We start from the raw sequence: 14145 nt of genomic DNA, 5'->3' as shown, positions 1-14145 counted from the left end.
CAGAATAGCGGGGCAGGTGAAGCGCCTGCCCCTTTTGTTACGTTGGTATTCGCGCACTTAACACACGGCGAAGATGACGAATGCGACGTTCGGCTTTGACACTATCAGGCTCTGAAAAGCCGACTGGACGACCATCTTGTTCAAGACCAATGTCACGCAATAGATGTTCGTTATTCCATGGAATATCAAAGGCACTGCGGCGCAGTTTACGTTTCCATTGACGTTCTTCTCGGCGAAGATCCGCTTTTACCAAAAGAGTGGCTAGTTTTAGATATACAGAATGACTCATGAGTTTTCTCCAGTTGAGTTTAAGCTGGGAAAAGATCAACGAATCGATAGATCGAGAGTGTTTTAATTCGCTGCTTTTCCGCAGCCAATTAAAAAAGGATACGGATTAATTACATTGTTTTATCTAGGTTTCGATCAGCTACAAAGGCATTGTTTTTTGTAGCATCCATCGCAGAGACGGCTTGATCGTTAGACGCACAGATAAATGATTTAACGGTGAAATGTTTCATTGTGCGCCTCCTAACTAATGTATTAATCCAAAATGGTTTGATGGGTTCGAGCCTTAGCTCATGGTTAAATTCTATGCATGCACGGTGATATTTCAACCACTTTATTCGCCAAAATTACAAAACAATTTTTTAACCTAAAAACACACCTTACAAGCTTTTTCATATAAGATATTCAACCAAGGAATATATATCAATCGATAGATCGTGTCGGTTATATAAATAAAAACCGCACCAATTATAGTGCGGCTTTTTATTTACAAATCAGTCAGCTATACAGGAATATCAGAGATCAAGTTGTGTTTGTTTAACAATCGATACATAGTTGCACGAGATACACCTAATTCTTTGGCAGCCATAGACACCTGACCTGCATGAGACTCCAACACAAGTAATAGGGCATCTTTCTCACTTCGCTCACGGATACTCTTTAAACTACGACGGCTATCACTGCGTTTAGGCAAATCTAAATGTAGCTCATCAAGCATGACTGTATCTGACATCAGAACAATGCGTTTTATCTGGTTCATTAATTCTCGGACGTTGCCAGGCCAGTGATACCTAGTAAGTGCTCTTGCTGCTTCTTCAGTAAAACTGCGCGCTTGAGCGTTGTACTCTTTTGAGTACTCCTGTAAGAAGTGACGCGCAAGGATAGTGATATCACCAGCACGCTCCTTCAGACTTGGGACGTTAATACGCAGTACGTTGATGTAGTGATACAGTTCTTCATTGAAGTCGCCATCAATCAAGGCTTTTTCAATATCAGCCGAGTTTGCGGCTAACACACGCACATCCACTTCTTTGCGTCCAGACGCAGTATCGACCATACCTTCTTGGAGAAAACGCAGCAGATTAAACTGTTGCGATTTAGGTAAAGTCAGAATGTCATTGAGCAATATGGTGCCACCATCAGCTTTCTCTAAGATAGAGGGCGCACTGGTGTCTTCGCGGTTGATACCAAACAGATCGCTTTCAATACGACGCTCCGACATTGCACGACAGTTGACCGAAATAAACTCTTTGTTTACTCGCGCAGAGGTACGATGTACCGCTCGGGCAACGGTTTCCTTACCTGTACCGCTTTCACCATATATCAAAATACTGACATCGGTTGGTCCAATACGCTTAATCTGATCTCGTAAGCGCTTAACTGGAATGGAATCACCAATTAGCCCCATGTCACTCTGATTGCCATAATGTGGCCAGACTTTCTTCTCTAGTTTAAGCATGCCCAACTGGTGACCAATAGTGCTTAGAAGCTGGGCATCTGGAATTGGAGCGGTAAAAAAGTCGATACAAAAGTTAACGATAAATTGGCAAATCGTATCTGAGCTTAATTGAGATTCACGAATGAATGCTAACCAACGCACCTGTTTATGCTTACTCACCAAATTAGCAATACCATTGAGGCTAAACTCATCATGACTGAGGTCAACAATACCGATACAAGGACCTGTTTCAGTAAACAATGCATCGGCTTTACGCAAATCACCGCACTGAGTACATCTCCAACCTACTTGCTCTAAAACTGACAGCCAAGGCTCATAGGTCCCCCCCACAACAACCAATGAACCTGGAACGGAATCCATCCGGAATTGACTACCCATGAAGCTAGTTCCTTTTTATTGATAATGTAAATGCTGTGCGCTTAAACACACATAAAAATATATGTCGTTACATTATAGAGACTTGAAGAGATAATCTGTCTCAAATATAAGACTAGCTAGGGAATGATGCTTTTTCCATACGTTGTGAGAGGCAACTCGTAAAAAAAATTCTTTCTTAACGAACTCAAAAGCTTAGTAAAAGGCCATCAACACGCTGTTACAAATTCATTGCGGTTATACAAGCCAACTAAAGTTGTAGATTGCATAAAGCAAAAAAGTCACCCGAAGGTGACTTTTACTGTCTTATTGTTGCTCAAATTTAAGCTTGAGGACGCATTGCCGGAAATAAGATCACATCACGGATTGTGTGCGTATTGGTAAATAGCATTGCTAGACGGTCGATACCGATACCTTGACCCGCTGTTGGCGGTAGGCCGTGCTCTAGTGCTGTGATGTAGTCTGCATCGTAGTACATTGCTTCATCATCACCAGCGTCTTTCGCGTTAACTTGCGCTTTGAAACGCTCATCTTGGTCCTGTGCATCGTTAAGCTCAGAGAAGCCATTCGCGACTTCACGGCCACCGATGAAGAACTCAAAACGGTCTGTGAAGAACGGGTTGTCATCACTACGACGAGCTAGAGGAGAGATATCCGCTGGGTAGCCTGTGATGAACGTTGGTTGAATTAGCTGAGGCTCAGCCGTTTCACCAAAGATCTCTTCAAGAAGCTGACCACATGTCCAGAACGTTTCTACTTCAACGTGTACAGATTTCGCGATTGCTACCATCTTCTCACGGTCTTGTAGGTCTGCTTCTGTTAGTGCTTGAATCTCAGCGTGCTCAGGGTTGTAGTGCTTAATCGCATCGAACATGCTCATACGCGCGTACTTACCACCGAACTCTACCGTTTCGTCACCGTAAGGCATAGAAGTAGAACCAAGAACGTCCATAGCCGCTGTGCTTAACATCTCTTCAGTCAGATCCATTAGATCTTTGTAGTCAGAGTACGCTTGATAGAATTCCATCATAGTGAATTCTGGATTGTGACGTGGAGAAAGACCTTCGTTACGGAAGTTACGGTTGATCTCAAATACACGATCAAAACCACCAACCACTAGACGCTTCAAGTAAAGCTCTGGCGCAACACGTAGGTACATGTCGATATCAAGTGCATTGTGATGAGTGATAAATGGGCGAGCCGTTGCACCACCCGGAATCACGTGCATCATTGGCGTTTCTACTTCTAGGTAACCTTTTGCGCTCATAAAGTTACGGATAGAAGAAACGAGCTTAGAACGAATGATGAAAGCTTCGCGAGAATCTTGGTTCACGATCAGGTCAACGTAACGTTGACGGTAACGCATCTCTTGGTCTGTCAGACCATGGAACTTCTCTGGTAGAGGACGAAGTGCTTTGGTTAACAGTTCAAACTCTTCCATATTCACGTAAAGATCGCCTTTACCTGACTTGTGTAGTGCGCCTTTAACTCCGATGATGTCACCGATATCTAAGCCTTGGTACTTCTCTTTTAGTACTTTTTGAACATCTTTCGCTGCATACGCTTGGATACGGCCTGATGTTTCTTGAATCGCTAGGAATGGGCCACGCTTAGCCATAACACGACCCGCGATCGCGACTACATGGTTTAGTTCTTCCAGCTCTTCCTTAGTCTTTTCACCGAACTCTTTTTGAAGGTCGCCCGCTAGTGCGTCACGACGGAAGTCGTTTGGGTGGCCGTTTGCTTTGCAGCTTTGGCGGATATGATCCAGTTTGCTACGACGCTCAGCAATCAGCTTGTTCTCTTCAGGTAAAGAGGCTTCTTGTACGTTTTCGTTTTGAACAGCATCAGTCATTTTCGATGTATCCTGTCTATCTTTATGAAAATAGTTTTTTCGGTGAAAAGCTTAAAGACCTGATTTCAGGCTAGCTTCGATAAATTTGTCTAGATCGCCGTCAAGAACCGCTTGAGTATTGCGGTTTTCAACGCCAGTACGTAAATCTTTGATTCGAGAATCATCCAGCACATAAGAACGGATCTGGCTACCCCAACCGATGTCAGATTTCGCATCTTCATTCGCTTGCTTCTCAGCGTTTTGCTTTTGAATCTCTAGCTCAAAAAGTTTCGCTCGAAGCTGCTTCATCGCTTGGTCTTTGTTCTTATGCTGAGAACGGTCATTCTGACACTGAACCACAGTATTAGTAGGTACGTGGGTAATACGTACCGCAGATTCAGTGGTGTTTACGTGCTGACCACCTGCGCCAGATGCGCGGTAAACATCGATTCGAAGATCTGAAGGGTTAATATCGATCTGAATGTTGTCATCAATCTCTGGGTAGATAAACGCAGAAGCAAAAGAAGTATGACGACGACCACTTGAATCAAATGGAGACTTACGAACTAGTCGGTGAACACCTGTTTCTGTACGAAGCCAACCATAAGCGTATTCGCCAGAAATCTTCACCGTTGCCCCCTTAAGGCCAGCAACTTCACCTTCAGATACTTCGATAACCTCAGTCTTAAAGCCTTTCGCTTCAGCCCAACGTAGGTACATACGTAGCATCATTGATGTCCAGTCTTGCGCCTCTGTGCCACCTGAGCCTGACTGCAAATCAATATAGCAATCAGAAGAATCGTGATCACCAGAGAACATACGACGGAACTCAAGCTTTTCTAACTTAGCTTCAAGCTCTGCTAGTTCTGGTTCAATTTCATCGAAGGTTTCTTGATCTTCTTCTTCAACCGCAAGCTCTAAAAGACCTTCAACATCTTCAACACCTTGCTCAAGTTGATCGATCGTTTCTACAACCGCTTCTAGTGAAGAACGTTCTTTACCCAGTGCTTGCGCGCGCTCAGGTTCATTCCATACATCCGGCTGTTCGAGTTCTGCGTTAACTTCTTCTAGACGCTCTTGCTTGGCGTCATAGTCAAAGGTACCCCCTCAGGACATTCGTGCGCTCAGACACGTCCTTTAGGCGGTTTTTAATAGGATTGATTTCAAACATGTTTGCTCAGCATTTATGAGTAGAATTTAACCGAAGAATTCTACTTAAAAATGTGATGAAGATACAGGAATTTTTTACTGAAGAATAAAAATGCTTGAATAGAAAAATCCCCTGCCACGCCTTACGCGACAGGGGATCTTTGATTCAAAAAAGTTGCTTTATTATGCAGCTTCTTCAGCCATGGCGTGAGAGGTAGATTTACCAATAAAGAACATGCAAACAATCGCTACCGTCGTTGGCAGCAACCACCCCATGCCAACATCAAATAGTGGCAGCATGCTCAGTGCCGATACGTCCACACCCGCTACTTTCGCTGCATCAATCAGTGCAAATAGCAATGACACCAGAATAACCACGCGATAAGCCGTTTGCGGGTTTGGTAGTTTTTTGCGTACAAATGTCAATGCCACTAAAGCAATCGCAACAGGGTATAGCGCAAATAGCACTGGTACCGACAAAGAAATAAGCTGAGATAGACCGACGTTTGCGACTGTCGCACAGGCGACACCGATAATGACCACCCAAACTTTATAGGAAACTGGCGTTATCGAACTGAAGTAATCAGAACACGCAGAGATAATACCGATAGCCGTTGTTAAACATGCAAGCAGTACAATGACTGACAACACAACTTGACCATAAGGACCGAACAAAGACTGAACGTACATGCTAAGAATCGCGCCACCGTTGTCGGCACCTGCAGCCACGGCCGCACTGGTTGCACCTAGGTAGAACAGTGATACGTAGACAAATGCTAAACCTACTGCAGCAACACATGCAGCGCTAATCAGGTACTTTGCCGTCGCCTTTTGATCTGCAATACCTTTTTTGCGCAGTGCATCAACGATAAGCCCGCCAAACATCAGTGAGGCAAAAGTATCCATGGTGTTGTAGCCTTCAAGGAAGCCTTTCTGCAATGGATGCGTTAAGTATTCACCTTGCGCGGCAATCATGTTGCCTTGTGGGTCGATAAACACTGCAGCAGCAAGAACAATTAAACCTAAGAAAAGAACTGGAGTCAGTACTTTACCGATCACATCAATCAGTTTTCCCTGAGACCATGCGAAGAACATCGCAATAGCAAAGAACAAGATTGAGAAAATTGTTAGATGCGATTGCGCAGCATCAATGAAAAATGGTTTAACCGCCATTTCGTAAGCAACAAGACCTGTGCGCGGAGCCGCAAATGCAGGACCAATGATGATAAAGATTAGCACCGCTATGATCATCGCTGCACGCTTTGGCAGATCTTTAGTTAGGTGATCCCAAGAACCACCAGCAACTGCAATAGCAACGATAGTAATAAGAGGTAGACCTACCGCAGTTAAAAGGAAACCTGTCATTGCAGGGATTAAATTCTCTCCAGCTAATTGACCTGCTAGAGGTGGGAAAATAATGTTGCCTGCACCCAAAAAGAATGCGAAAAGCATAAAGCCTACCGCAATAATATCTGTTAGTTTTAAAGTCTGATTCACTGTCGACCCTTTAGTTATAATTTAAATAGATGTTGTGTCTGCTGAGTAAGTCGAACTGGCGCTCACTCTATAAAATTAAGGCGCGCATAATGACGAAATCCTCATCAGCTCGCAAGCTTGAGGCTAAAAACACCATAAAAATTTATAATTCAGGCAAAAAGTCAGCATGCATCACTAGCATTTGATAAAATCCCAGTTTAATAAACTAGTAAAATTCTCATACACAAGTGACACAAATAGCACAAAAATCCAAACAATCAATTAACAACAGATCAATTAACTTAAAAACAAACAAAACTCCGATAAACATAAAAAATCATGAATAAGACCAAAGACTTTGACTTCAAACAATTCACTATTTATGGTGGGTATTCAGGTATGCCCGTTAGTACCGACGGAGTCCTTCTTGGTGCTTGGGTAGAGCTTAGTAAGTCAGCGCATTTGCTCGATATCGGAACAGGTACTGGTCTATTAAGTTTGATGTGTGCCCAACGTCATTCTTCACTCATCATCGAAGCGATTGATATTGATGTTCATGCCATCGAAGCCGCTCAAGTTAACTTCTCTCGCTCATCTTGGCAGAAAAGATTAGCGCTGCATCAAGGCGACATACTCCAATATAAATTTACACGGCAGTTTGATCGGATCATTTGCAACCCACCTTACTTTAACAGTGGTGAGCAAGCCCGTAACGCAACACGAGCAACCGCAAGACATACTGGTACCTTAACCCACAAAGCGCTTCTTTTACGTTGTAAGCAACTGCTCACTAACAAGGGAAAGGCAAGCTTTGTGCTACCTAAGCTAGAAGGCGAGCAATTTGTACAACTCGCTAAAACGCAAGACTGGCACGTCAGTCGCTTATGTCAAATCAAAGCAACCGAGCGTAAAGAAGTCTCTAGGCTATTGATCGAATTAACAAAGTTTCCAACCGCTACAGTTAGGGAATCACTGACCATTCACACCGATCAAGGTTATAGTGATACCTTTATTGAATTGACCAAAGACTTTTATCTTAAGATGTAAAAAATAAGGTGTGATCCTTGTCACCGAACACTCTATAATACGTCCCCTTAAATTTATTGTTCACACCAACTGGCTTGTGGAGACATCATAGTGATCAGAAACTTTGCTGAATTAGAGTTAGACCCTAACCTACTCCTCGCAATCGAAGAAATGGGTTACGACCGCCCAACACAAATTCAAGCTGAAGCCATTCCACAAGCTTTGGACGGTCGAGACATCTTAGCCTCAGCTCCCACAGGGACAGGTAAAACAGCCGCATTTGTGTTGCCTGCACTGCAATTCTTGCAAGACTTCCCACGTCGTAAGCCAGGGCCTGCACGTGTGTTGATCTTAACGCCGACGCGTGAGCTGGCGATGCAAGTAGCGGATCAAGCACGTACTCTAGCGAAACATACCAATCTGAATATCTTCACCATTACCGGTGGCGTTCAGTATCAAGAGCACGCAGACATCTTAGCCACTACTCAAGATATCGTTGTAGCCACTCCGGGACGCTTAATGGAATACATCGAAGCGGAACGCTTTGATTGCCGTGCGATCGAATGGCTGATCTTAGACGAAGCCGATCGCATGCTTGATATGGGCTTTGGGCCAACCGTTGACCGCCTTTCTTCCGAGTGTCGCTGGCGTAAACAAACCTTGTTGTTCTCAGCAACGCTTGAAGGTAAAGGGGTGGAAGGCTTTACCGAGGATCTACTCAAAGAACCAGCAGAGATCGATGCAGAACCTTCACGTCGTGAACGCAAGAAGATCGCTCAGTGGTACCACCGAGCAGACGATATGACGCACAAGCTTGAACTACTGAAAAAGATCATTACCGATCAAGCTGAACGCTCTATCGTGTTCTTAAAAACTCGCGAGCGCCTCTCAGAGCTACGTGTTGAGTTAGAAAAAGCGCAAATCCCTTGTGCCTGGATTCAAGGTGAAATGCCTCAGGATCGCCGTAACAACGCGATTGCTCGTTTTCGTGATGGCAGCGTAAATGTACTACTTGCAACCGATGTTGCTGCGCGTGGTATAGATCTACCGGATGTAAGCCACGTGATTAACTACGATATGCCACGCAGTGCCGACGTTTATCTACACCGTATTGGTCGTACTGCTCGCGCGGGTAAAAAAGGTAACGCGATCTCGTTAGTAGAAGCACACGATCAACCAATGCTAGACCGTGTTGCCCGCTATGTAAAAGAAGAGATCAAAGAGCGCTTTATCAAAGAGATGCGCCCTAAACACAAAAAGCCTGTGTTTAAGAAAAAGAACAAGAAGAAAGACGACAAGAAGAAAACTGCCGCTAAAGGTAAGAAGAAAGTCGCTAAGAAGAAAAAGTAACGTCTTGATTCGATAAAACTTCAAAGGGTTGGTGTGAAAGCACCAACCCTTTCTTTTTCCGAACAGAGTACATAAATCATCTAAAACAACGTCATCCTCAAAAGTGAGATACAAACAAGTTGGGGATCTCATCAAGATAGCGACTCGCTTTAAAAGATTCCTTACTCACTCCTCCGTCGTTCTTAGGAATGACGGACTAAAAAAATACCGCCTTAATAAGGCGGTATTTCGGAAACAGTTCTTCAAAGCGTTTGCTGTGAGAGCAAGGCGACAAGTAAACTCAGCCTTGGGAGCGTAGTACGCTACGTGACTAAGGTGAGTTTACGCAGTCAACGCCGCTATCGCAGCAAAGGCGCAGAAGATTAGTGCTCGCGAGTTGCGCGGAACTCCACATCTGGAAAACGCTCTTTCGCCAGATTCAGGTTCACCATAGTTGGCGCGATATAGGTTAGGTTGTCGCCACCATCTAGTGCTAGGTTAGTTTGGTTCTTACGCTGGAACTCATCCAGTTTCTTACCGTCTTCACACTCCACCCAACGTGCGGTTGCTACGTTTACGCTCTCGTAAATCGCTTCTACGTTGTATTCCGCTTTCAGGCGCGCAACAACTACGTCAAACTGAAGCACACCGACGGCACCTACTATTAAGTCATTGTTTTGTAATGGGCGAAATACCTGTACTGCACCTTCTTCAGACAGCTGTACTAGACCTTTTAGTAGCTGTTTCTGCTTCAGCGGATCTCTTAGACGAATACGACGGAATAGCTCTGGCGCAAAGTTAGGAATGCCTGAGAACTTCAACGCTTCGCCTTGAGTAAAGGTGTCACCAATCTGGATTGTACCGTGGTTATGAAGACCAATAATATCGCCTGCGTAAGCATTCTCTGCTCGAGAACGGTCCCCCGCCATAAAGGTTACTGCATCAGAAATATTGATTTGCTTACCAAGACGAACATGGTTCATCTTCATACCTTGCTTGTAGGTACCAGAGACAATACGCATAAAAGCGATGCGGTCACGGTGCTTAGGATCCATGTTTGCTTGGATCTTAAATACGAACCCTGAGAAGTTTTCTTCTGTCGCTTCCACTGAACGCTCGTTAGCTTCGCGCGTTTGAGGTGCTGGAGCCCATTTAGTAAGACCCTCTAACATGTGATCAACACCAAAGTTACCCAGTGCAGTACCAAAATATACTGGCGTTAGTTCGCCTTGCAGGAACAGCTCAAGATCAAATTCAGGACAAGCTCCCATGACTAACTCAAGTTCCTCACGGACACTTTCAGCAAGGTCTGCTCCCACCGCTTCATCTAACTCTGGATTATCAAGCCCTTTGATCGTGCGTACTTCTTGAATCTCATGCCCATGGCCAGATTCATAAAGAATCGTTTCATCACGATGAATGTGATAAACCCCTTTAAATTCTTTACCACAACCGATTGGCCAAGAGATTGGAGCACACATCATACCTAGCTCGCTCTCAACTTCGTCCAGCACTTCCATTGGGTCACGGACATCACGGTCTAACTTGTTCATGAAAGTTACGATTGGTGTATCGCGTAAACGTGTTACTTCCATCAGTTTGCGAGTACGATCCTCGACACCTTTAGCCGCGTCGATTACCATCAAACATGAGTCAACAGCAGTTAGTGTACGATAAGTATCTTCCGAGAAATCTTCGTGTCCTGGGGTATCGAGAAGGTTAACCAAGCAATCATTGAATGGAAATTGCATAACAGAGGTTGTTACCGAGATGCCACGCTCTTTCTCCATCTCCATCCAGTCAGACTTAGCATGTTGAGCTGAGCCGCGACCTTTAACAGTACCTGCCGTTTGGATTGCGCGTCCGAACAGTAGTACTTTTTCTGTAATTGTGGTTTTACCCGCATCAGGGTGCGAGATGATAGCGAATGTTCTACGTTTAGACACTTCGCTTAGAAATGGAGTATTTGACATGAAAGGTTCTTCTTCTGTCTAAGCGCTAGAGCAGGCAAGAAATACCCTAGCGTAAATGGTCGATTCAATTTTGCGCGGTATTTTCGCTTATAATGGACTGTGGGGCAACTTCAACGATGAAAATGGATCAAATTCAACGTCAATTTCCCTGCCTATTAAAATATCAATGATTATGGGCTATAACTAAAGGAGTAGAGGGAACCGATCTGAACTATGCCTAAAAGCAAGAAAATTAACTCATTAGCTTTTCGTCAAGCGAAAACAGTATTCTTAGTCTCTGTGATACTAGGGATCTGCTTTAGCTTCTATCATATTTTGGTGGATCTCCATCAGGAGCAAAAGCGCATAGAAGAACATTACCAGTTCAAGCTGTTACAGAACTATTCCAATGCTAGCCAAGCTGCCTATCACCTCAATCAACTGTTGGCTGAGCAAGTCGCCTCAAGCCTAATGATGGACAACGCGGTGTACAAAGTGCAACTTGTCGATGACTTTGGTGACACGTTGACTGAAAAAGAGCGATCAGTTTCATTGCAAGGTGACTTCATTGAAGCACTTTCCAGTTACCTAACACCCGCTACACCCATTTATACGACAGATTTACACCAACCCAACTCTCATGTTGTAGTGGGAACACTAAGTTTTTCAGTCAACGGCGCCAACATTGCCAAAGACTTTATCGCCAAAACAAGCCGGATCCTGCTGTTTGATCTATTTCGAAATATTCTTCTGACATCAATACTATTGATGTTCTTCTATCAAAAACTGTCGAAACCTCTGATCACTTTGATTGACTGGGTTCGTTCACTGCAAAATGCTAAGACAGATATACCACCTCCAACGCAATATCGAGACGATGAGCTTGGACAATTGGCTAAAACCTTCCATACCCTTTGGGTTGAAAGAGAGTCCGCTACGGCTCAGCTAAATCAGCTTGCCTACTATGATTCTCTTACCGGGCTGGCAAACCGTAGTTTGTTACTGCAAATGCTCAAAGATTCAATTAGCGAGTCAAGCCGAACCAATCAAGCGGGTGCATTATTCTATTTGGATTTGGATAGATTTAAGACCATCAATGACTCCCTTGGTCATACTATTGGTGATAACTTAATTAAAGCAATCTCAAAGCGTATCGAAGCATGGTTGAACGAAGATTTTACTGCTGCCCGAATCGGTGGTGACGAGTTTGCCTTACTGTTACCCAATACAAGTGCTGATAAGGCCCATGAGTTTGCTCAGCAGTTACTCGCCCTTATTTCGAACCCATATTCTATTGATGACCACCAGCTATACTGCACCGTGAGTGTCGGTATTGCGGTATTTCCATCCGTGGGTAGTACCAATATCGATGTGCTACGACAAGCAGACACTGCCCTTTACCGTGCTAAAACGGCTGGCAGAAACAAATACATGTTCTATGAACCAGAAATGCAGGCACAGGTGGAGTCTTTCCTCGAAATCGAAAAAGGTCTTCATGAAGCACTCAACAAAGGTCAACTAGAGCTTTATTATCAGCCTCAGGTTGATGACAACCATTATATCATTGGCGTCGAAGCCCTGATCCGTTGGAACCACCCACAAAAAGGGCTACTTCCTCCTGGTGTATTTATGCCTATTGCAGAGGAAACTGGACAAATTCTCCAGATTGGTAATTGGATCATTGAACAAGCTTGTTACCAATTCTCTAACTGGAAAAAGCAAGGAATACTCCCTGAGACCTTCCGTCGACTGGCGATAAATATCAGCCCGCTTCAATTCTCTCAGCCCTCATTTGTTGAACACATCGTTGACTCATTAGCACAAGCAGGAATTGACGGCGAACATATAGAGCTAGAGATTACCGAGAATTTACTACTTGAAAACGTTGAAGCTGCGATTCAAAAAATGGCAGAGCTAAAAGCGCACAACCTAAAAACATCGATTGATGACTTTGGTACAGGTTACTCATCTTTACGTTACTTGAAACACTTATCGGTTGATGTTTTGAAAATTGATCGCTCTTTCGTCACTCAATTGCATCTGGATGAAAGCGATCAAGCTATCGTCGATACGATTATTATGACAGCGCAAAGACTAAATTTAGAAGTGATTGCGGAAGGGGTAGAAGATGTCAATGAGCTTAATGCCCTCAAACAGCTTGGCTGTGTACAATTCCAAGGCTACTTGTTTGATAAACCGCTACCTGCATCAGAGCTTAATGAACGATTTGAAAAGAACTTCTACCCAGTAGATAGTCCATCTGTGGTAAAAGCGGTGCAGAAGTAACTATCTAGAAAAAGATATAACTCATGATAATCGCATCTTCTTTACCTGACGTAGTCGGGTAGTAGTTGATGCGACGGTCAACCTCATTAAACCCCATAGATTCATACAGACCAAAGGCGCCAATATTGCTTTCTCGCACCTCTAACCAAGCACTTTCCGCTTGGTTTTGCTGACAAATATCCAAGAACGCATCCATAAGCTGTTTACCGTAACCTTTACCCTGCTCGCTGGGATTGACTGCAATATTCAGTAAAGTGACTTCACCAACGATATTCTGGGCGTAGAAGTAGCCAACAACAACGTCGTCCACGACTAAAACATGGTGGCATGCACCTCGGCTATTGATATCTCGAATCATGGTTTCAGACCAAGGGTGAGAATGAGCAATGCGCTCAATCATCCATGCTTGGTCAAGATGCTCAGATGATAGCGGTAAAATCGTGGTTTGGGTCATGAATTATCGCTCATTTTTGGTAGGAACAAATCTGTTGCCACAGCGCTCGACGTTGCTCATTATTACCATCAACTTGGGTCAATAATGGGCTAACTAAGGTTTTAGCTTCAATCTCAGAATCTTGCTGGCATCCTGCAAACCAAACCCACTCAATATGATGACTATCTAGTTGGCTCAATTGTTCAGGGTAGATATGCAAAGCGTGTTCGAGAGGCAACTTGATGCTATTTAGCACACGCTCAAACATCTCAGCCGTTTTATCTTGGGGAAGCTGAGGTGAAACAAGCAACAATTTACAGTTTTCAGGTAATACGAGTAGAGGTGATTGGTAACCCAATAACCTTTCAGGGTGTGCCAGTTTATAGCACTGGATTTCCATTTCATGTAGATATTGTTGCTCTAGTTGCGCCATGTCTTATCACTACTCGTTTAACCGCGCTAATCGTATCACAAAATCGCTAAATGGAATTAGGCTTTGTTCAGCACTAAAAAAGCGCTACTCAAAGGTAGCGCTTATGAG

The 14145-nt window shown here is 44.0% G+C and carries 11 protein-coding genes; 3 read left to right on the top strand and 8 right to left on the bottom strand.

Going from position 1 to position 14145, the window contains the following annotated elements; genetic code table 11:
- Positions 1 to 37 precede the first annotated feature (37 nt).
- The 5 genes from ZX61_RS16475 to brnQ form a co-directional block, all read right to left on the bottom strand.
- Positions 38 to 289, bottom strand: coding sequence for a hypothetical protein (locus tag ZX61_RS16475; RefSeq protein WP_049845688.1), 252 nt, complete (start codon positions 287 to 289; stop codon positions 38 to 40).
- A 498-nt stretch (positions 290 to 787) separates the two neighbouring features.
- Entirely contained in the window at positions 788 to 2122 is a 1335-nt protein-coding gene (vpsR, locus tag ZX61_RS16470) for a cyclic-di-GMP-binding transcriptional regulator VpsR (RefSeq protein ID WP_049845687.1), read from the bottom strand.
- 319 nt (positions 2123 to 2441) lie between these two features.
- On the bottom strand, positions 2442 to 3974 hold the full coding sequence (gene lysS / locus ZX61_RS16465) for a lysine--tRNA ligase (RefSeq protein WP_049845686.1): 1533 nt from the start codon (positions 3972 to 3974) through the stop codon (positions 2442 to 2444).
- A 51-nt stretch (positions 3975 to 4025) separates the two neighbouring features.
- Positions 4026 to 5124, bottom strand: a protein-coding gene (gene prfB, locus ZX61_RS16460; RefSeq protein ID WP_150115018.1) for a peptide chain release factor 2 whose coding sequence is annotated in 2 segments (ribosomal slippage) — positions 4026 to 5048 and positions 5050 to 5124 — 1098 coding nt in all. Because the reading frame shifts where the segments join, the coding sequence is not laid out codon by codon here.
- 161 nt (positions 5125 to 5285) lie between these two features.
- Positions 5286 to 6599, bottom strand: a complete 1314-nt coding sequence (gene brnQ, locus ZX61_RS16455; RefSeq protein WP_049845684.1) for a branched-chain amino acid transport system II carrier protein — start codon at positions 6597 to 6599, stop codon at positions 5286 to 5288.
- A 318-nt stretch (positions 6600 to 6917) separates the two neighbouring features.
- Between brnQ and ZX61_RS16450 the strand changes: the two genes are divergently transcribed.
- Together ZX61_RS16450 and srmB are read left to right on the top strand one after the other, a co-directional pair.
- On the top strand, positions 6918 to 7625 hold the full coding sequence (locus ZX61_RS16450) for a tRNA1(Val) (adenine(37)-N6)-methyltransferase (protein ID WP_049845683.1): 708 nt from the start codon (positions 6918 to 6920) through the stop codon (positions 7623 to 7625).
- A 90-nt stretch (positions 7626 to 7715) separates the two neighbouring features.
- Positions 7716 to 8954: an ATP-dependent RNA helicase SrmB gene (gene srmB, locus ZX61_RS16445; protein ID WP_049845682.1), complete on the top strand. Its 1239-nt coding sequence runs from the start codon at positions 7716 to 7718 to the stop codon at positions 8952 to 8954.
- A 362-nt stretch (positions 8955 to 9316) separates the two neighbouring features.
- Here srmB and prfC read toward each other — a convergent pair whose 3' ends face one another.
- Complete coding sequence (prfC, locus tag ZX61_RS16440) at positions 9317 to 10906, bottom strand: peptide chain release factor 3 (RefSeq protein ID WP_049845681.1); 1590 nt, start codon at positions 10904 to 10906, stop codon at positions 9317 to 9319.
- Positions 10907 to 11119: 213 nt separating this feature from the next.
- Here prfC and ZX61_RS16435 point away from each other — a divergent pair, with 213 nt between their 5' ends.
- Complete coding sequence (locus tag ZX61_RS16435; protein ID WP_049845680.1) at positions 11120 to 13171, top strand: putative bifunctional diguanylate cyclase/phosphodiesterase; 2052 nt, start codon at positions 11120 to 11122, stop codon at positions 13169 to 13171.
- Between the two features lie 4 nt (positions 13172 to 13175).
- Here the strand turns inward: ZX61_RS16435 and rimI are convergent, their stop codons facing one another.
- Positions 13176 to 13625 (bottom strand): ribosomal protein S18-alanine N-acetyltransferase, encoded by a 450-nt coding sequence (gene rimI, locus ZX61_RS16430; protein ID WP_049845679.1) that lies wholly within the window; start codon positions 13623 to 13625, stop codon positions 13176 to 13178.
- A 10-nt stretch (positions 13626 to 13635) separates the two neighbouring features.
- Positions 13636 to 14037 carry a DNA polymerase III subunit psi gene (locus ZX61_RS16425; protein WP_049845678.1) on the bottom strand — a complete coding sequence of 134 codons (402 nt, stop codon included), beginning with the start codon at positions 14035 to 14037 and terminating at the stop codon, positions 13636 to 13638.
- Positions 14038 to 14145 lie beyond the last annotated feature (108 nt).

This window comes from Vibrio sp. VPAP30, assembly GCF_001188205.1.
In the GTDB taxonomy this organism is placed as follows: domain Bacteria; phylum Pseudomonadota; class Gammaproteobacteria; order Enterobacterales; family Vibrionaceae; genus Vibrio; species Vibrio bivalvicida.
This window is presented reverse-complemented; position numbering and strand designations above follow the sequence as displayed.

Excerpts from the sequence above, each read along its gene's own strand:
- ZX61_RS16475 (WP_049845688.1), bottom strand. The coding sequence starts at position 289 with ATGAGTCATTCTGTATATCTAAAACTAGCCACTCTTTTGGTAAAAGCG.
- vpsR (WP_049845687.1), bottom strand. The coding sequence starts at position 2,122 with ATGGGTAGTCAATTCCGGATGGATTCCGTTCCAGGTTCATTGGTTGTT.
- prfC (WP_049845681.1), bottom strand. The coding sequence starts at position 10,906 with ATGTCAAATACTCCATTTCTAAGCGAAGTGTCTAAACGTAGAACATTC.
- rimI (WP_049845679.1), bottom strand. The coding sequence starts at position 13,625 with ATGACCCAAACCACGATTTTACCGCTATCATCTGAGCATCTTGACCAA.
- ZX61_RS16450 (WP_049845683.1), top strand. The coding sequence starts at position 6,918 with ATGAATAAGACCAAAGACTTTGACTTCAAACAATTCACTATTTATGGT.
- lysS (WP_049845686.1), bottom strand. The coding sequence starts at position 3,974 with ATGACTGATGCTGTTCAAAACGAAAACGTACAAGAAGCCTCTTTACCT.
- ZX61_RS16435 (WP_049845680.1), top strand. The coding sequence starts at position 11,120 with ATGCCTAAAAGCAAGAAAATTAACTCATTAGCTTTTCGTCAAGCGAAA.
- ZX61_RS16425 (WP_049845678.1), bottom strand. The coding sequence starts at position 14,037 with ATGGCGCAACTAGAGCAACAATATCTACATGAAATGGAAATCCAGTGC.